Annotated in this window: 15 protein-coding genes and 1 pseudogene; 14 read left to right on the top strand and 2 right to left on the bottom strand. The window is 62.8% G+C overall.

Translation table 11 applies throughout. The annotated features are described in order from the left end of the window. Positions 1 to 13 precede the first annotated feature (13 nt). The 10 genes from ACODS4_RS03885 to ACODS4_RS03840 all read left to right on the top strand — a co-directional run bounded on the left by ACODS4_RS03885 (position 14) and on the right by ACODS4_RS03840 (position 13,423). Positions 14 to 1,129, top strand: coding sequence for a saccharopine dehydrogenase family protein (locus tag ACODS4_RS03885; RefSeq protein ID WP_488860903.1), 1,116 nt, complete (start codon positions 14 to 16; stop codon positions 1,127 to 1,129). A gap of 29 nt (positions 1,130 to 1,158) precedes the next feature. Continuing rightward, positions 1,159 to 1,998, top strand: coding sequence for an enoyl-CoA hydratase/isomerase family protein (locus ACODS4_RS03880; RefSeq protein ID WP_488860901.1), 840 nt, complete (start codon positions 1,159 to 1,161; stop codon positions 1,996 to 1,998). A gap of 52 nt (positions 1,999 to 2,050) precedes the next feature. Beyond that, entirely contained in the window at positions 2,051 to 2,812 is a 762-nt protein-coding gene (locus tag ACODS4_RS03875; protein ID WP_488860992.1) for an electron transfer flavoprotein subunit beta/FixA family protein, read from the top strand. A 1-nt stretch (position 2,813) separates the two neighbouring features. Next, the gene (locus ACODS4_RS03870) at positions 2,814 to 3,740 is read left to right on the top strand and encodes an electron transfer flavoprotein subunit alpha/FixB family protein (RefSeq protein WP_488860899.1); all 927 of its coding nucleotides are present in this window, start codon (positions 2,814 to 2,816) and stop codon (positions 3,738 to 3,740) included. A gap of 304 nt (positions 3,741 to 4,044) precedes the next feature. Further along, positions 4,045 to 5,727, top strand: a complete 1,683-nt coding sequence (locus tag ACODS4_RS03865) for a DUF1302 domain-containing protein (protein WP_488860897.1) — start codon at positions 4,045 to 4,047, stop codon at positions 5,725 to 5,727. 18 nt (positions 5,728 to 5,745) lie between these two features. Next, complete coding sequence (locus ACODS4_RS03860; protein ID WP_488860895.1) at positions 5,746 to 7,122, top strand: DUF1329 domain-containing protein; 1,377 nt, start codon at positions 5,746 to 5,748, stop codon at positions 7,120 to 7,122. A gap of 9 nt (positions 7,123 to 7,131) precedes the next feature. Beyond that, positions 7,132 to 8,247, top strand: coding sequence for a WD40/YVTN/BNR-like repeat-containing protein (locus ACODS4_RS03855; protein WP_488860893.1), 1,116 nt, complete (start codon positions 7,132 to 7,134; stop codon positions 8,245 to 8,247). Next, entirely contained in the window at positions 8,244 to 10,628 is a 2,385-nt protein-coding gene (locus ACODS4_RS03850; protein WP_488860891.1) for an efflux RND transporter permease subunit, read from the top strand. The genes ACODS4_RS03855 and ACODS4_RS03850 overlap by 4 nt, the downstream gene beginning before the upstream one ends. Positions 10,629 to 10,673: 45 nt before the next feature. Continuing rightward, positions 10,674 to 12,425, top strand: coding sequence for a methyl-accepting chemotaxis protein (locus ACODS4_RS03845; protein ID WP_488860889.1), 1,752 nt, complete (start codon positions 10,674 to 10,676; stop codon positions 12,423 to 12,425). A 374-nt stretch (positions 12,426 to 12,799) separates the two neighbouring features. After that, positions 12,800 to 13,423 (top strand): TetR/AcrR family transcriptional regulator, encoded by a 624-nt coding sequence (locus tag ACODS4_RS03840; protein WP_488860887.1) that lies wholly within the window; start codon positions 12,800 to 12,802, stop codon positions 13,421 to 13,423. 31 nt (positions 13,424 to 13,454) lie between these two features. Here the strand turns inward: ACODS4_RS03840 and tnpC are convergent. Next, positions 13,455 to 14,201: pseudogene (tnpC, locus tag ACODS4_RS03835) on the bottom strand (IS66 family transposase); the annotation flags it as partial. Then, positions 14,110 to 14,535: an ArdC-like ssDNA-binding domain-containing protein gene (locus ACODS4_RS03830; protein ID WP_488860885.1), complete on the bottom strand. Its 426-nt coding sequence runs from the start codon at positions 14,533 to 14,535 to the stop codon at positions 14,110 to 14,112. The gene ACODS4_RS03830 and the pseudogene tnpC, both read right to left, overlap by 92 nt. 360 nt (positions 14,536 to 14,895) lie before the next feature. Between ACODS4_RS03830 and ACODS4_RS03825 the strand changes: the two genes are divergently transcribed. From ACODS4_RS03825 to ACODS4_RS03810, 4 genes are read left to right on the top strand one after another with little or no spacing between them, the layout of a single operon-like run. Beyond that, positions 14,896 to 16,029: an efflux RND transporter periplasmic adaptor subunit gene (locus tag ACODS4_RS03825; protein ID WP_488860883.1), complete on the top strand. Its 1,134-nt coding sequence runs from the start codon at positions 14,896 to 14,898 to the stop codon at positions 16,027 to 16,029. Continuing rightward, positions 16,026 to 16,718, top strand: coding sequence for an ABC transporter ATP-binding protein (locus tag ACODS4_RS03820; RefSeq protein ID WP_488860881.1), 693 nt, complete (start codon positions 16,026 to 16,028; stop codon positions 16,716 to 16,718). The genes ACODS4_RS03825 and ACODS4_RS03820 overlap by 4 nt, the downstream gene beginning before the upstream one ends. Then, on the top strand, positions 16,718 to 17,872 hold the full coding sequence (locus ACODS4_RS03815; protein WP_488860879.1) for an ABC transporter permease: 1,155 nt from the start codon (positions 16,718 to 16,720) through the stop codon (positions 17,870 to 17,872). The genes ACODS4_RS03820 and ACODS4_RS03815 overlap by 1 nt, the downstream gene beginning before the upstream one ends. Positions 17,873 to 17,874: 2 nt before the next feature. Next, complete coding sequence (locus ACODS4_RS03810) at positions 17,875 to 19,068, top strand: ABC transporter permease (protein WP_488860877.1); 1,194 nt, start codon at positions 17,875 to 17,877, stop codon at positions 19,066 to 19,068. The last annotated feature ends 18 nt before the right edge of the window (positions 19,069 to 19,086 follow it).

The raw sequence follows: 19,086 nt of genomic DNA, 5'->3' as shown, positions 1-19,086 counted from the left end.
GGGTGGAGACGTCATGAGCAAGGATTTTCCGGTCGTCGTCTATGGGGCGAGCGGCTACACCGGCCGTCTGGTCATGGAGCATCTGCGTGAACTGGGGGTGCCGTTCATCGCCGCCGGTCGCAACCGGGAGAAGATCGAGAAGTCGGTCGCCATGGTCCCGGGCATCGAATCCGCCCGCTTCGAGATCGCGGCGGTGGAGCACACGGTGGAGGCGCTGACCGAACTGCTGTCCGGCCGCAAGGTCGTGTGCAACACCGTCGGGCCGTTCAACCGCTTCGGTCGTGAAGTGGTGGAGGCGGCCTGCAACGCGCGGGTTCATTACCTTGACACCACCGGCGAACAGCACTGGGTCGCTGAACTGCTGCGCGACTGGGACGAGCGCTTCAAGGCTGTGGATCGGCTGATCATCCCGTCCGCATCCTACATGTATGGCGTGTCGGAGATCGGGGCGCGGTTCTGTTTGGAGACGCCTGGCGTCGATTCCCTGGACATGACTGGCATTGCCGAGGCGGTGCCGACGGTGGCCTCCGCCCAGACCATCCTGGACGCCGTGCGCCAGCCATCGGCGTATTTGAAAAATCGCGAATTGATCCGCTATGCCGGGGTCGAGACCTGCGACCTCACCACCCCATCGGGCCGCGTGCTGCGCGCGTCGCAATGGGGCGGCGCCTCCCACCCGGTCTGGTTCAGCCGGGACGGACGGGTGCGCAATTGCAAGATGATGGTCGCGATGTGGAATCAGGAGCTTTACAAGAAGGAGCTGGAGTTGGAGCGCGCCAACAAGGTGTCGCTCCAATGGATCCCGGACGCGGCGCTCTACCCGATGATGGACGCCATGGCGACGTCAATCGCCCCGGCGACACCGCCACGGGAATCGCGCTACGTCCATCGCGCCATTGATGTCTGCGTCGGCTCCGGCAGCACCGTGATGGTCAAATCCACCATGATTAGCAATGGCGGCTACTACACCACCGGCCTGGTCCAGGCCTATGGCGCCATGCGGCTTTGCAAGGATCGTCCGTCGGTGGCCGGGTTCGCCAGCCCGTGCGAGGCCTTCGACCACAGACAGTTGATGGGGGTGCTGGAAAGCTACGGCTATTGCGGCATCAAGGTCGAACGGCTGGTCTGAAACACGGAATACGGTACCGGGAGGATCCCATGAATTTTCAAACGCTGAAGCTGCGTGAAGAGAACGGCGTGCTTTACGTCACGCTCGACAACCCACCGATCAATCTGATGAATGGCCAGATGGTGGGCGAGCTGATGCAGGTCGGCGGCATGCTGATGCAGCGCCGCGATCTGAAGGTGGTCGTCCTTGACAGCGCCGACCCCGATTTCTGGATCGCCCATTTCGACGTGACGGAGTTGGAGGCGTCGCTGAAGAATCCGGCGACGCAGAGCAAATATCCCGACATCAACGCCGTCCAGTCGCTGGGCCTGATCTGGCAGAACGTTCCGCAGATCACCATCGGCAAGGTCAAGGGCCGGGCGCGCGGGGGCGGGCTGGAGTTCCTGCTGTCGCTGGACATGCGCTTCGCCACGGAAGGCGCGCTGTTCTGCAATCCAGAGGCCGGCGCCGGTTTCCTTGCGGCTGGCGGCGGCAGCACCCGGCTGATGATGATGGCTGGCCCGGCGCGCGGTCTGGAAATCCTGCTGTCGATGCGGGACTTCACCGGCCTCGAGTTCGAGCGCTGGAACCTTGTCAACAAGGCCCTGCCGAACGGTGAGATCGACGCCTACGTCGCCGATCTCGTCGCCCGCATCGCCTCGTTGACGTCGGAGGTCATCGCCATGCACCGCGCCGTGCTGGACAAGGTCGTTGAACCCTTTGTCGAACCGATGTTCGCGGGGCTGGCGGTTGAGAATGTCGGCTTTCGCGCCGGCATCGCCAGCGGAATGATCGCCAGGGAAGCGAAGCGGATGGCCGAGGTCGGCCAAACCCGTGAATTTGAACTTGACCTGCCGGGCAGCATTCGGGCGCTCGCCGCCAGGCGGTGAAACCCATGCCGTGTCCGCCGGTCTGCGGCGTGCAGGAAAAGGAGTGCGCGACGTGAAGCTGCTGGTTCCCGTCAAACGGGTCGTCGACTACAACGTGAAAGTTCGTGTCAAGGCGGACGGATCGGGTGTCGATCTGGCCAATGTGAAGATGTCCATGAACCCCTTCGACGAGATTGCCGTGGAAGAGGCGGTTCGGTTGAAGGAAAAAGGGATTGCGGCGGAGGTTGTCGTGGTGTCCGTCGGACCGAAACCGGCGCAGGAGACCCTGCGCACCGCCCTGGCCATGGGGGCGGACCGCGCGATCCTGATCGAGACGCCGGTCGATGACCCCGCTGACGTGGAACCGCTGGCCGTCGCCAAGCTGCTGGCCAAGGTGGCGGAAGAGGAGCAACCGGGTCTGATCCTCTGCGGCAAGCAGGCGATCGACAACGACATGAACGCCACGGGTCAGATGCTGGCGGCGCTGCTCGGCTGGTCGCAGGCCACCTTCGCCTCGGAAATCCTGATTGAGGGTGAAGCGGTCACGGTCACTCGCGAGGTTGATGGTGGTCTGCAGACGATCTCGGCGCGGTTGCCCGCTGTGGTCACGGTCGATTTGCGCCTCAACGAGCCGCGTTACGCTTCCCTGCCCAACATCATGAAGGCGAAGAAGAAGCCGCTCGACACCAGGATGGCGGTCGATTGCGGCGTCGATCTTGCACCCCGTCTCGCCGTCCTGGGGACGGTGGAGCCGACCGGACGCAAGGCGGGCGTGAAGGTCGGCTCGGTCGATGAGTTGATCGCCCGGCTGAAGGGCGAAACGGGAGTGATCTGAGATGGCTGTTCTTCTGATAGCGGAAATGTCGAACGGTCGATTGTCGGTCGATGTCACGGCGAAGGCGCTAACCGCCGCCGCCCTGCTCGGGGACGTCACTGTGCTGTGCGCCGATGCGGTCGCCGACGGCGCGGCTGCGGAGGCGGCGATGCTGGAGGGCGTCGCCTCTGTCCTGTGCGTGGAGGATCCGGCGCTCGGCCATCGTCTGGCCGAGCCTATGGCGGCGCTGATCGCGTCGCTGGCGGCGGACTTCACCCACATCGTGGCGCCGGCCACCACCCACGGAAAAAATGTGATGCCGCGTGTCGCGGCCCTTCTCGACGTGATGGTCGTGTCCGATGTCTCCGGCATCGTCGATGTCGAGACGTTCGAGCGACCGGTCTATGCCGGCAACGCGATCCAGACGGTGCGGTCGATCGATCCGGTCAAGGTGTTGACCGTCCGCGCCTCCGCCTTCGCGCCGGTCGGACCAGGGGGGAGCGCGCCGGTTGAGAACCGCGTCGCCCCGGTCGATGCGGGGCTGTCGCGCTGGATTGCTGACAAGATCGAGGCGTCAAAGCGACCGGATCTGGCTTCGGCGAAGATCATCGTGTCCGGGGGGCGCGGCGTCGGATCGCAGCAGAACTTCGCCGTTGTCGAGGCGCTGGCTGATCGGCTGGGGGCGGCGGTCGGCGCGTCGCGTGCGGCGGTCGATTCGGGGTTCGCCCCGAACGACTGGCAAGTGGGCCAGACCGGCAAGATCGTCGCCCCGGAGCTTTATGTGGCGGTGGGAATTTCCGGCGCCATCCAGCATCTGGCCGGAATGAAGGATTCCAAGATCATCGTCGCCATCAACAAGGATGAAGAGGCGCCGATCTTCCAGGTCGCCGATTATGGTCTGGTCGCCGATCTCTTTTCTGCCGTTCCAGAACTGAGCGGCAAGCTCTGAAGGCTTTGCCCGTGCGCAGAGATCGCCGGTGAAGGGCGTTCTCTTTCTTGGCGGGCGACAGGGGGTGGACCCCACTCTTCACGGGGGGGCGCTACCGCCCCCATCATCATCGTATGATCCATAAACAATCAGAGTCACGGAACACTGGCGTGAAGCGGTTCTGGATTTTGTGATTGTGAAGAGATCCAGAGATGAACCTGAAATAAAAATACAGGAAATTTCCAAAAGAAAGCCTGTGTTGACCTCAGTTAATGAGGCGATCTGAAGAAAAATCATCAATGCGCTTGAATTGGGGAGGAGAGACGTGGTGATAAAATTCTGGAAAGGGGCGACGTCCCGCTATCGGCTGGAACAACGGATCTTGCAGAGGCTTCTTCCGTTTGCGGTTATTCTGACTGCGGGATCCGCATCGGCTGGCCAGATCGAAACCGACATTCCCGATCTGAAGCTTCGCTGGGACAACACAGTGAAGTACAGTTCCGCCTATCGGTTGAAAAACGCCGACAGTGGTTTGCTTGGCAATCCCAATCTCAGCGATGGCGACACCAATTTTCGCAAGCGCGGCATCGTCTCGAACCGCGCCGACCTGCTGAGCGAACTGGAGGCGAGCTATCAGCAGTTCGGTGTGCGACTGAGCGGCGCCGCCTGGTACGACACCGTCTACAACCGGCACAATGACAACAACACCGCCGGAGCCTTTGGACCCGGAACCAGCGCCGTCAACACCGCCGATCCCTCCAACCCGACCGGGTTCAGTTCCTATACCCGGCGTGTTCATGGCCGCAACGCCGAACTGCTCGACGCGCTGGTGTCCAGCCGCTTCGATGTCGATGGACGGCAGGCGACCTTGCGGTTGGGTCAGCACAGCGTCATTTGGGGCGAAAGCCTGTTCTTCGGGGACAACGCCATCGCCGGCGCCATGTCCCCCATCGATCAGGCGAAGGCTCTGTCGGTGCCCAATCTGCGCTTCCAGGAAATCCTGCGTCCGGTTCCGCAGGCGTCGGGGCAGATTCAATTGACCGACGAACTGACCGCATACGCCATCTATCAGTTCGGGTGGCGGCCCAATCGAACGCAGGGGGCCGGCAGCTACTTTTCCCCGATCGACTTTCAGGCTGGCGGCGATCTGGTCTACACCCCCACCGGAGCGCTCCGGCGCAGCGAAACCCGCGACGGGAAGAACACCGGTCAGGGTGGCGTGGCGTTGCGTTTCCGTGGCGAGGACACCGACTATGGCCTGTATGCCCTCCGCTTCAACAGCAAGACCAGCCAGACCGTCACCAATCCGGTAACGGGGAGATTTTACGAGGCGTATCACAACGGCATCAATACGTTCGGCGCCAGCGCCAACCGCAGCGTCGGCCTGTTCAACTACGCCGTCGAAGCCTCTATGCGGAGCAACCAGGATCTGCTGTCGCCCAACGCCTATGATCTGGGCAGCGGCGCCCGGTATGCCGTCGGTCGGACAATGCACGTCAATGTTTCGGCTTTCGGCTCCAATCTCGGGAACTCGCCGCTTTGGGACGACGCCTCGCTGATTGGCGAGGTTGCCTTCAATCATGTCCTGAAGGTGACGGAGAATGCCGACACCCTCAGCGGCTGCCAACCCGCCAGTTTCCCCGGTTCGGTCTGTCAACCGAACGGGAGCCGGAACAGTCTGCGGTTCCAGATGCTGTTCGAGCCGGTCTATTACCAAGCATTGCCCGGCGTTGATCTGCGTCTGCCGATCGGCTTCAGCTACCAGCCGAAGGGATCGCGCAACATGGTCGGTCTGGCCCCGATGCCGGAAAACGGGGGGACGATCAATGTCGGCGTCAAGGCCAGTTATCTCGACACCTGGCAGATGGGGTTGAACCTGACCCATTACTTCGGAGGGGCCGATGTGTTGTTCAGCTCGGTCGGCCGGAGCGGCGCCCAAGCTTGGGGTTACAAGCAGTATTTCAAGGACCGTGACTTCGTCTCGCTGAACATCAGCCGGACTTTCTAAGCTCTTCTGGAGATCCCGATGAGACTGGACATGTTGTTCCTGGGTGCGGCGCTCTGTGTGAGCGTCGCGGCCCCGATCCTGCCTGCCGCCGCCGCCGTGACCGAGCAGGAGGCGCAGCAGCTCAAATCCACCCTGACCCCCCTGGGCGCCGAGCGTGCGGGCAACAAGGACGGGACGATTCCGGCCTGGACCGGCGAAGGGGTGAAGGTGCCGCCCGGTTTCACCACCGCCCAGCGCCGACCCGATCCCTTCGCCGCCGAAAAGCCGCTCTATTCGATCACCGCCAAGAACATGGCGCAGCACGCCGACAAGCTGACCGATGGTCAGAAGGCGATGCTTCAGCGTTATCCGGCCTACCGGATCGACGTGTACCCCACCCATCGCACCGCGATGACGCCGCAATGGGTCCAGGACAACACCTTCAAGAACGCCACCCGCGCAAAGCTTGTTGATGGCACGAACTACCCGATTCCCTCGGGCGCATTTGGCGGCCCCCCCTTTCCCATCCCCAAAAGCGGACTTGAGGTGATCTGGAACCACATCCTTCGCTACATCGGGAACCAGACTCGCGGGACCAACGGCCAGACCTGGATGGTCACGGCTGACGGTAAGAAAGTGATGGTGATGAAGGGCGAACAGCACAACATAACGCCCTATTACGATCCGAACGGCTCGGTCGAGAAGTTCGACGGCGTTTACTTTTTGACGCGCGTGCTCAACGACGGCCCGCCGATCCGCGCCGGTGAGGCTCTGGTCGGTCGCCTGAACGTGGACGATGCGAAAACCAACACCTGGGTTTACCTGACCGGCCAGCGCCGGGTGCGGAAGCTCCCCAACTCGAACGGCGACACGCCGCTGCCGACCTCGGCCGGCATGATCAGTTTCGACGAGGTCAGCGTCTTCGGTTCCGGTCCTGGCTATTACGACTGGAAAATGCTGGGCAAGAAGGAGATTCTGGTTCCCTACAACACCTACAAGCTGTTGCAGCCCGACAGCGCGGAAACCGTGATGGGTTCGTCCTTCATGAACCCTGATTACGTCCGCTGGGAACTGCACCGGGTGTGGGTGGTGGAAGGAAATCTCAAATCCGGCAAACGCCACACCTCGCCGCGCAGCGTCTATTACGTGGATGAGGATTCCTGGCTGGCGCTGCTTGCCGATCGCTGGGACGTCAATGGCCAGCTCTGGCGGACGCTGTACGGCACGCCGATCACCTATGGCGAGATGAGCATGACCGACATCGTCACCTTCGGTTATTACGATCTGGTTTCCGGCGCCTGGTATGCCGGTCCCTTCATGAACGCGCCGGGCGCGACAATCGGCGTCACCGCCAGCACAGACCTGAAGGACTCGGACTTCACGCCCGACGCCATGGTCGGCAACCAACTCCGTTGAGGATGCGTCATGGATCGCAGGGTGCGACGGATCGCGGCGCTGGGAGTGACTCTTGTCCTTGCAGCCGTCATGGCGAAATCCTCGACCGTCGCGGCGGCCCCGCGCGAGGCCGATCCGCTGGAGCGGTCGGCCCTGATCTCACCGAGAGCTGAGAGGGCGGTCCTTCTTGGGCTGGCGCGGGCTGGCAAGCGTTTGGTGGCGGTTGGAGAACGCGGCGTCATTCTCTATTCCGATGACAATGGCGCGAACTGGGGTCAGGCGGCGGTTCCGGTCGGCGTTACGTTGACCGCCGTTCTGTTCATCGACCCGAAACGGGGGTGGGCGGCCGGGCATGACGGCGTGCTGCTGTCCAGCGAGGATGGCGGCGCGACCTGGAAGCGGCAGTTCGATCATCGCGACGTTCTCGGCCTCTACCGGCAGGCGGCTGATCGGCTCGCCAAGGAACTTGGCGACGCGGATCCCAGGAGCCGCACGGCCCGTCGCCTCGCCGACGAGCTTGCCGCTGACCGGCGCGACCGCCCCTGGCTGGATCTGGCCGTTGATGATCGCGGTCGTCTGTGGTTGGCGGGCGCCTACGGCCAGTTGCTGCGCAGCGATGACGGTCTTCGGTGGGAGGCGTGGTCATCCCACCTCGGGACCTTGGATCGTCATCTCTATGCGGTGCGGACCAGGGGGCAGGAAATTGTCATTGTTGGCGAGCAAGGGCTGGTGCTCCGCTCCGGCGATGGCGGCGACAGCTTCGCCACACTCGATCTGCCTTATGAGGGAAGCCTGTTCACCGCGCAACTGGGGGCTGCCGGGATCACCGTCGCCGGGTTGCGTGGCAATGTCTTCCACTCCGCTGATGGCGGTCGCAGCTTCGATCCGTTGCCCCTCCCGGCTCCCGTATCGGTCGTCGCCAGTCTGCCATTGCTGGATGGGGCCATTCTGTTGGCGGATCAGGCAGGCGGCCTGTACCGGCTTCAGGGCCGCGACCTTGAGAAATCAGGGGTGTCGGCGGTGGGCAGTCCGGCGACCATGGTCCTGGCGGACGACGGCACCCTCGTCCTCGGGGGCAGCCAGGGAGCTGTCCGTCTTCCCGGCCCGCTGATGGCCAGCCCGTCGATCGAAAGCAAACGCCCATGACCGCTTCAACCCTCACTCTGCATCCTGAAGACGGCGCGCTTCCGTTCGACCCCGGGTCGGGAAGCGTTGTGGAACGTCTGTTGTTCAATTATCGCCTTGTCATTCTTCTTATTTGCGCCGCCGTCACTGTGGCCGCAGCCATCCAACTGCCACGGCTGCACAGCAACGGCAGTTTCGAGAAGATGATTCCGACCGAACACCCCTTCATCGTCAATTACACGGCGATGAAGAGCGATCTGCCGAATCCCAACGTCATACGGGTCGCGCTCGAAGCGCCGGGCGGCGACATCTATGATTCAGGTTTTCTTGAAACGCTCAGGCAGTTGACCAACGAGTTGGTCGCTTTTCCAGAGGTCGATCGCGTCGGGCTTAAGAGCCTGTGGACACCCAACGCCCGCTGGCAGGGTGTGACCGAGGAGGGGTTTGACGCCGGGCCACTGGTGCCCAGCGAGTACCGGGGCAGTCCGCAGGATCTCCAACAGTTGCGCGTCAATGTCCGCCGCTCCGGGGAGATCGGCAAGATCGTCTCCTTCGACGAGAAATCCGCGCTGATTTCCGTTCCTCTTCTGGCCGACAACCCTCAACAACATCGGTTTATCGACTATGGCGTTCTGAACGACCGTCTGGAGCGGGTGCGCGCCCGGTACGAGGCGCAGGGCGTGCCGGTGCGCGTCACCGGCTTCGCCAAGGTCGTCGGCGACCTGATCGACGGCTTGCGCAAGATCGCTCTGTTTTTCGTCCTGTCCATTGTACTGGCGGCGGCGGTCCTCTACGCACACACCCGGTGCGTGCGCAGCACCCTGCTGGTGGTCGTCTGCTCTCTCGTTGCGGTGGTCTGGCAACTGGGCGCCTTGCCGACGCTCGGGTTTGAACTCAACCCCTATTCGGTCCTCGTCCCTTTCCTCGTCTTCGCCATCGGCATGAGCCATGGCGCCCAGAAGATGAACGGCATCATGCAGGATGTCGGGCGGGGCGCGCCCAAGGAGGTGGCGGCCCGTTACACTTTCCGTCGGCTGTTCCTGGCAGGGTTGACCGCCCTGCTGTGCGACGCCGTCGGCTTTGCCGTGCTGCTCATCATCCACATCGCCGTCATCCAGGAACTGGCGATGATCGCCAGTCTGGGGGTGGCGATCCTGATCTTCACCAATCTGATCCTGTTGCCGGTCCTGTTGAGCTATGTCGGCGTCAGCCCCATCGCGGCAGAGCGCAGCCTGCGCGCCGAGCGGGGCCAGAGCCATCCCGTCTGGCATTGGCTGGGCAGGCTGACCGAACGCCGTCGGGCCATGGCGACGGTCGCCGTCTGCTTCGTGGTGGCGGTCGCCGCATTTCTGGTGAGCCAGCGCCTGAAGATCGGCGATCTCGATCCGGGCGCGCCGGAACTTCGCGCCGACTCCCGCTACAACCGTGACAACGCCTATATCAACGCCAAATACGGGGCGAGCGGCGACGCCTTCATCGTCATGGTGCGGACGGTGGAGGGCGAGTGCTCCAGCCACGACGCGCTGATGCGGGTCGATGCGCTGGACTGGCTCTTGCGCAGTCTGCCGACGGTGGACAGCACCGCGTCGTTGGCCGGGCAGCAGCGTCTGCTGATGAGCGGTTACAATGAAGGCAACCCGAAATGGTTCGAGCTGCCGAGAAACCGCGACATGCTGAACACCATCACGGCCAACTCGCCTCGGGGGCTGTTCAACGACTCCTGTTCGGTCCTGCCGTTGACCGCCTATCTCCAGGATCACCGCGCGGATACGTTGAACGCGGTGGTCGACGCGACGCAGAGCTTCGCCGACGCCAACGACAGCGCGGCCACCCGCTTCCTGCTGGCCGGCGGCAGCGCCGGCATCGAGGCGGCGACAAACATCGTGGTGCGGCAGGCCAATCGCGAAATGCTGCTGTGGGTCTATGGCGCGGTGCTGGTGTTGTGCTTCGTAACCTTCCGGTCGTGGCGGGCGGTCCTGTGCACCATGGCGCCGCTGGCCCTCACCTCTCTGCTGTGCGAGGCGTTGATGGTGATGCTCGGCATTGGCGTCAAGGTCGCGACGCTGCCGGTGATCGCGCTGGGCGTCGGCATCGGCGTCGATTACGCGCTGTATGTCATGAGCATCCTGCTCGCTCATCTGCGCAAGGGCGAATCCCTGTCCGACGCCTTTGAAGCCTCCCTGCTGTTCACCGGGCGGATGGTGATGCTGACCGGCTTCACCCTGGCCGCAGGCGTGGCGGTGTGGGCGTGGTCGCCAATCAAGTTCCAGGCCGACATGGGGATTTTGTTGGCCTTTATGTTCATCGGCAACATGATCGGCGCTTTGGTTTTGCTTCCTGCGCTGGCGCATTTCCTGTTGGAGCCCAAGCCTTCGCCGCAGCCGTCCGCAATGGCGCTGTGAATGACAGGAAAGGAGGAGATGATCGGTCAGAGGAAGGGGGCTGACATGGCAGATCACGAGGCGCTGGCGCGCCGGGGCGCCGATGGCTGGGGGCGTGGCGTGAATAGCCTTGGCGTTGCCGGACGGTTGCTGGCCAATCTTCCGATGGCGGGGAAGATCGCGTTCCTGTTGTCGTTGATGATTATCCTCTGCGCCGGGCTGTCCCTCTACAGCCTTGCGCAGATGCGGACCATCAAAACCAATTATGGTTCCGTGGTGGAACTGGCTGAGCGCAGCAAGGCCGCCCTGATCGCGACAGGAACATTGCGGTCGATCCAGATTGTTGCGATGGACCTGCTCATCAGGGGCGACGACGACACTCTGCGCTATGCCGAACAGGATTTGAAGGCGCTGAAGACCAGTTTCGTCGTCAACGTCGCCGAATTGCAGCGGATTCTGCCGCAGCGGCGCGATGAAATCCAATCGTCCCTGGTGCAACTCGACAGCCTGCTCGCCATCGCCGAGACGGTTCGGCGCCTGGCGGTCGCCAAGGACAGGCGGGGGGCGGAAGAGGCGTTCCTGAACATGGACATCGCGACCACATTGAGCCAGTTCGACGGTCTGGCCGAGGACATCGCCAAGCTCATTGTCGATGCTGGCATCCAGGCCGAGGAACGATACCACCGGACGGTTGCGGTAACGCTGGCGACTGGCGGCGTCGGAGCCATCCTGGTTCTGGCCCTGGCGATGATGGTTGCCAGCCGGTTCCTGTCGCGTCCCCTGCGCAGGATCGTCATCGAAATGCATCGTCTGTCTCAGGGTGATCTGTCCATCGTCATCCATGGTGGGGAAAGGGGCGACGAGATTGGCGCCACCGCGCGCGCGCTGGCTGTTTTCCAGACCGCCATGCGTGAAGCTGAGGAACTGCGCGTCAGCCGCAAGCTTATGCGCCAACAGCAGGAGGAGCGACAACGCGAGGTTTTGCAAAGCTTGGCTGTCGATTTCCAGAGCCGCATGGCCGACGTGGTCGAAGCCGTCGCCGGAGCAGCGACACAGATGCATGAGGCCGCGATGGAACTCGACCATCTCGCCGCCCACGCCCGGCAGGAATCAAACGAGGTCGCCTGCAATGCCGGAGAGGCTACAGAATGCGTCGAGAGCGTGGCTGCGGCGACGGAAGAGCTTTCGACCAACATTCATGAGATCGTGCAGCGCGTCTCGGAGGCCGAGAGCATGACCAGATCCGCGACAGGAAGCGCGGAACGTTCTGAGGCGGCGATGTTGGCGCTGTTGGCGGCGACCGACGAGGTTGGCGATGTGGTGCACCTTATCAATGACATCGCCAACAGAACCAATCTGCTGGCTCTGAACGCGGCGATCGAGGCGGCGCGGGCAGGGGAGGCTGGACGTGGCTTTGCGATTGTGGCTCAGGAGGTGAAGGCTCTTGCCAGCCAGACATCGTTGGCGACCCAACGGGTGCAAAGGCAGATCGATGGAATGCGCCAAGCTGCGGCGGACTCTGCGGAAACCATCAAGTCCGTCGGACAAATTGTGCTCCGCTTGGAGGACATCGCGGTTTCGATCAGCGCTTCGATCGCCCAGCAGGGGCAGGTCGTCGGTGAGATCGCCCGGCAGGCAAACAGGGCGGCCAGCGGGGCCAACACCGTCCGCAGTCAAATGGTCGGCTTCACCGACGGCGCCGACAAAACCAATGCTTTGGCAGGTGAAATGCTGTCTACCGCCGCCGGTTTGGTCGGTGAAGCCGGAAATCTGCGAACCGCCGTGGATCGATTTCTTTTGAAGGTCGGCAGAGGGTGAAAGGGTTGTGCGGGAGACCTCGGCAGGGGAATCGTGCGAATGGGGGAGGCTTGCCTGTTGGATGCGCCCTCCGCGCCAATGGGATAACGCCCTCCTATTGACCGACTGGGCGGATCAATCATGGACTTGTTTCCTTGGCGCAGAAGACCGCTGCGATTTTAGGAGACCCCGGTCCTGACGGAGAATTTTATTCTCAAGCCGAATCCGCGTCAGTTTGTTTTTCGCATTTGCCGCCGCTCAGAGTGGATCGCATGAAGTCGGACTCAATGTGACGCACGGGGATCTAAACCTATGACGGGCTGATTGAGTTTTTTGAAGGGGAGCCAAATGGACGAGACATCAAAAAGAACGTATCATTCAGAGATAATGTAATCATGTCAGGCGGCATATCCAACCGACGGACTGCAATTCTAATGGTAGCTGGCGAAATCTTTCTTCGGAACGGCTATGCTGACACTTCGATGGATTGCATCGCTGCTGAGGTGGGAGGTTCCAAGACCACGCTTTATCGTTATTTTCCTTCCAAGGCGGCGCTGTTCGCAGCTTATGTTGAGGAGGTCGGCACTTTGGCCTGCTCCGCTCTCGCCGCAGTTGACGTCGAGGGAAAGGAACCTGAGGCTGTGCTGGAGGACACCGCACAAGCCTATTTGAATCTGATCGTGGCCCCTTCCGTGCTTGCCGTGACCCGGCTGGTGATGGCTGAAACTGGCCGCTTTCCAGACGTTGGTCGTATCTTCTTCGAGCGCGGGCTGCGGCGCACTGAAGGGCAGATTGCCGCCATTTTGCGGCGCTTGGCAGAGCGAACTGACGCACCGGGTTGGGAATATTTGGCATTGCCTGGGGCTGCGGCACATTTCCGGGCGCTCTGTGAAGCTGGACCGCACGAAGGTTGTCTTTGGGGACTGAGTGAGACGATCCCCCCAGAGGAGGTCTCACGGGCTGCCCGACAAGTGGTTGGCTATTTCCTACGCGGCTGGTTGGGCGTAAGCGTCGTTTGATGACTGCGGCAGAAACGGATTGACGGTACCGTCAGGCGCAGGACGTGGGTTTGATGTTCCAGGGCAGGAGGTCGGCGATGCGGCCCAGCAGGTCTCTCAGGTAAGCGTGGGTATTCAGGCCGTTGAGCTTCGCCGTTTCCACGATGGTGTGGATCGTCGCGGCACGGACGCCACCTTTGTCGGAGCCGACGAACATCCAGTTTCGTCGGCCAATGGCCATGGGGCGGATGCTGCGCTCGGCTGCATTGTTGGATATCTCCAAGCGACTGTTCTCAAGATAGCGGGTGAGCGCCGTCCAGCGTGATCGGGCGTAGCGGATGGCCGCCGCCAGTTCGCTCCTGCCGGGAATGCGGTCCAGCGTGGTGCCGAGGAACAGCGCCAAGTCGTCGGTCACGGGCCGTGCCTTGGCCTGGCGGACGCGCCGCCGCTCCTCGGGTGACTGCCCGGTCACCTCGCGCTCGATGGTGAAGAGCAGCGCAATCCGTTTCAGGGCGTCCTCGGCCAGGGGCGAGCCGGTGGTGGCGTGAACGTCGAAGATTTTCCGGCGCACATGGGCCATGCAGGAGACCTCGGCGGCGGGCCGACCGTTCTTGGCTTCGTACAGAGCGTCGAATCCAGCATAGCCATCGGCATGCAGATGGCCGCGAAAACTGGCCAGTTCCGTTTGCGGGCGCTCACCCCGGCGATCAGGCGTGTAGCGGTACAGCACCGCTGGCGGCGCTGGTCCGGCATGGGGACGTTCGTCGCGCAAATACACCCACAGTCGCCCTCTCGTCGTCGGGAATGAAGCGGTCGGCGTAGACGATGGTGACGCCGCGTTCGCCCTTGCGGACGGCGCCACCCAACGACAAGGCTTGGCGGAAGGTCAGCCAGGTCTGGGCCGGAAAGCCGTGCTGGATGACCGCGCCCCACAGGATCAGCACGTTGATCCCGGAATAACAGCGTCCGGTGCTGGCGTTCTTCGGCATGGCGAGCGGCGCTTTCGCCGCCGCCGTCCCCCAGGGCTGAACCCAGGGCACGCAGCCGCCCTCCAACTGGGCGATGATCGTGCCGGTGATGTCATCGTACAGGCTCGCCCGGTCGGAGCCGGGCGGGGCTGATGGTCTTGACATGGCGGGAACCTCCGCGACGGGCGCCGGAAGCCTTTCCTCCAGCTCTCAACCCGTCACGGGAATCCCGTCCGTCCTCTTCCTCTCTTCGGCCATACCGATCCGGCACGAAGGGGGCGGCCACGCTCATGACCCTTCTGGGCTTCCCAACCCAGCCTTTTGCACCAACGTCATCCACAGTCGCTCAGGAAACGGGGCCGCCGGGAATCCTGGCGCAATTCAGTCCCAAGACTTGGAAATCAGTGTCGATATTGAGAGATCGGCTGGCCGATCCTTATCTAAGGCGCTGGAGATAAACACTTTTCATCAAGGCATGGCCCTTGCTTGTACCGTGGGTGTCGAATTTCATCGAGGAAGACCCACATGGCCGGCGCCCCCAGCGATGCCGACGATCTCGTCCAGAAACTGGGATCTTTGCGGATCGAAGCCCGGGGCGCCCCCCGATCTCCCTGGAAGATGCAGCTCTTTGGTGTCCTGTTCATCGGCGCGGTCATGGCGGGCGCCGTCGTCGCCGACCGGAAAGGCCTCGTCAAGGCTTCCTATCCGAGCCTTGCAGCCAGAGCTATAGAGCGGAACGAGCCAGCCATCCCATCGCTACCGGTCGAAGGCGTGGCGGCGCAACATCCTGCCGCAGTCGGCAAGCCGGAAACGCCGCCAACCCGCTTGGCGGCCGTCCGCGGAGGAGTCGTCGGTTCCGGATATGCGGTCGCCAGCCATCAGATCACTGTGATGGCCGAGGCCACCGGCATCGTTGACTCGGTCCAGGTCGAGGAAGGCGAGCATGTCGCAGCCGGCCAATTGTTGATTGCGCTCAAGGATGTCGTCGCTGCGGAGGATTATGCGATCAGCGCCTCCAAGGTTGCGGAGGCCGAGGCATCCGTGCGGTCCGCGAAAGTCGCGCTCGTGATCGCGTCAGACCCGCTGAACCGGCTGGCTCAATTGCAGAAACGCGGAGTGGTTTCCGAAACGACCCTGACAGACGCCCGTTTCGCCGTCGATCAGAAGGCGGCGCAACTGGCGTTGGAAGAGGCGAAGGCGGAAACCGCCCGCCGGGAGGCGGCACGGACGCGCCTAGTCCTGGAACAGCACAAGGTGCGGGCTCCCATCACCGGCGTCATCGCCCAGCTTCTGGTCGATCCGGGGGAAACGACGCTGTCGGCGAACAATTCCAATCGTCCAGGCCAGGGCGTCGCCATTCTGTTCGATCCCGCCTCGCTGGAGGTCGAAATGGAAGTCGCCGAAAGCAGCGTCGGTCAAATCCGCCGTGGACAAGCGGCCGACGCCACCTTCAGCGCCCTGCCCGGGATGCATTTCCCCATGACCGTCAAGGCCATCCGACCGATGAGCTCGCGCGAACGCGGCACCATCAAGGTCCAACTGACCTTCGCCGAGCCCCCCAAGGCGATAGTTCCTGAAATGGCCGCCAAGATCACCATCGTCCCGGATCCGAATCTGGCCGCCGACAACTCCTCCAACGCACGGGAAGCCCTTCGATGAGCCTTGAGAACAGCATACATCTCAATGATTTGACAAAATGCTTCACACGCGGCGGCGTGACCAGCCACGTCTTCGACAATCTGTCCATGGACATCCCCCCGGGGGATTTCCTGGCGATCATGGGTCCATCGGGGTCCGGCAAGTCGACCTTCCTGAATTTGCTGTGTGGATTTGACCGGCCGGACAGCGGTTCGATCACGGTCGGCGCGTTGCGCATCGATTCCCTGAGTGAAACTCGCCTGAGCCGTTGGCGGGCTGAAAACCTGGGCTTCGTGTTCCAGTTCTTCAATCTGTTGCCAACACTGACGGCTGCGCAGAACATCGAGATCCCATTGCTCCTGCGCAATCTGAGCCGCCGCGAACGGCAGGCGCGCTGCGAGACGATCCTTGATCTGCTCTCGCTGAAAGAGCGCGCCCACCATCGTCCAGATCAGCTTTCGGGTGGTCAGCAGCAGCGGATCGGGGTCGGTCGCGCCATCGCTGGGGATCCGAAGATCATCGTCTGCGACGAGCCGACCGGCGATCTCGACCGCGAGGCCGCCGACGATGTCCTCACCTTGTTGAGGTTGCTCAACGCCCGCTTCGGCAAAACCATCATCATGGCGACCCACGATCCACAGGCGGCGCAATTCGCAAAGCGGACTCTGCACCTGGAGAAGGGGCAGTTCCTGAAGAAGGAAGCGGCGTGATGAGTTTTCTAACCCTGATAAGCAAGAACCTCACACGCAAGCTGTCACGCACGCTGCTTCTCATACTCTCTGTCGCCATCGCATTCTCCGTTTTCGGCGTGTTGACCAGTGTCAATGAGGGCTTCTCGCATCGTGAAGAGGCAAGGCAGCGGCTTGTGACGGTCAGCAGGATCGGCGTCAGCGATCCTTTGCCCGTCACCCATGCCCAAGCCATCGCGGCCACCGCAGGTGTCGCCAGAACCGCTTATGCCGCACGTCTGCGCGGCCATTACCTGGAGCCGCACGCCGTCATCGGCGTCAACGCGGTTCCTCTTCCCGACTATGCCGTCGTCTATGCGGATGATTTCCTTTTTCCGGCAGCGCTTCAGGACAAGATTGCCGCGCAACGCGACGGCGCTCTCATCGGCCGGATGCTGGCGCAGCGGATGAACTGGCAGGTTGGCCAGCGCGTGACCATCACGAGCAACAGCATCCGGCAACGGAACGGCTCGCTGGATTGGACATTCGAGATCCTCGGGATCTTCGATGGCCAGCGGTCGACCGTGGACACCGGCTTCATGATTATCCGCTACGACTATCTCAACGAGGCCAGGCTCGCCGGACGGGACACCGTGGACGGTTTCGTGTTTCTGCTGGAACCGGGGGCCTCGTCCGACTTGGTGCGCCAAACCATCGACCAGACCTTCCTCAACTCGGCGGCTCAGACCCGAACGGGCACGGAATCGGAACTCAACCGGGCTTTCGCCGCCCAGTTCGCCAACATCTCGCTCATCGTCACCATCGTTCTCGCCGTCGCCTTCCTGACCATCCTGCTCATCGTCGCCAACACCATGGCCTTCGCGGTGCGCGAGCGCAGGACGGAAATCGGCATTCTCAAGGCCATTGGGTTCCCGGCAAACAGGATCATCGCGTTGATCGCTGCCGAGATGCTGTTCATCTGCGTGGGCGGAGGCCTCATCGGACTTGGCGCCGCCGCGCTCTTCATCGGATTTTTTGGTGAAGAGCTGCAAACGCTGGCGCCCAGCGTCAACCTGTCCTGGACCACGGTCTGGCAAGCCGTCGCCCTGATGCTCGCCGTCACCGCCATCACCACAGCCGCCCCTCTCGGCCATGCGCTTCGGCTCAAGGTCATACAAGCGATCAGGAGGGTTTGACGATGTATTCCATCGCCGTGCAGGTCTGGATCCTGCTGCGTATCAGCGCCTTCTCGCTCGCCCGGCGCGGTTGGATCACCGCCTCGATGGTGATTTCCGTCGCCCTGACCTCGATGCTTCTGCTTGGCTTCCTCTCCATGGCCGCAGGCTTCCGCACCGCTTACTCGGCGGCGGGATCGACGGATGTGGCGATCGCCCTGAGCGCCGGTTCCACCTCCGAGGCCGGCAGCCGCTTGGCCATCGCCCAGCTTCATGCCCTGGAGGCGGCTCCCGGCATTGCCCGCAATCAGGGCGGCGAGGCGATGATGTCGGCGGAGTTGCAAGTGGCCGTGGATGCGGCGCCCCAGGCGTCCGAATTGCCGACCAGCTTGTCGCTCCGTGGCATCGGCGCCAATGGTTTCACCTTGCGGCCAAGCTTCCGGCTGATCGAAGGTCGTCCGTTCTCGCCGGGACAGGCTGAATTGGTCGTCGGACGGCGGATCGCCTTGGCCTATCCCGGCTTCCAGGTCGGCAGCCAAGTCACCTTCGGTTCATCGAAATGGACCGTTGCGGGTATTTTCGAGGCTGGGGGATCGGTGTTCGAGTCCGAGATCCTTGCCGATCTGGCCGTCGTGCAAACCATATTCAACCGCCAGGGCGTCGTGCAAAGCCTGCGCTTACGGCTTTCCGATCCCTCGGCCATTGCGGCGCTGCGGGCATATGTGGAGAGTGACCGCAGCGCCGGTGTCAGCGTGAGGACGGAAAGCGACTTCTACGCCGACCAGACCTCCCGCACATCGGCGTTGATCCTCTGGTTCGGCGTACCCCTCGCGCTGGCGATTTCCATCGGCGCCGTCGCCGGGACGGTCAACACCATGGCCGCTTCGGTTTCCGACCGCGCCGCAGAGATCGCGACGGTGCGGGCGCTTGGGTTTCGCCCCTCCTCGACCTTTGTGGCGACGGCGCTCGAAGCCTGTTGCCTCGCCGTGGTAGGAGGCGCGTTGGGGATCGTGTGTATGATGATAACGCTGGATGGCTGGTCCATGTCGACCTTGGGCAGCGATGGAACCCAGGTCGGTTTCGCTCTGACGGTGTCGCTGGACGGAGCCTTGGCCGCCCTTGCGCTCGCCTTGGGAATCGGGTTGATCGGCGGCGGTGTTCCGGCCCTGGCCGCCGCACGGACTCCGATCCGCGATGCGTTGCGCCAGCAAATCTGATCGCGCGCCAGAAGCGAA

The organism is Azospirillum sp. FG154 (assembly GCF_057809575.1).
The sequence above is the reverse complement of the archived record's forward strand: the minus strand, read 5'-3'. Positions and strand labels throughout refer to the sequence as shown.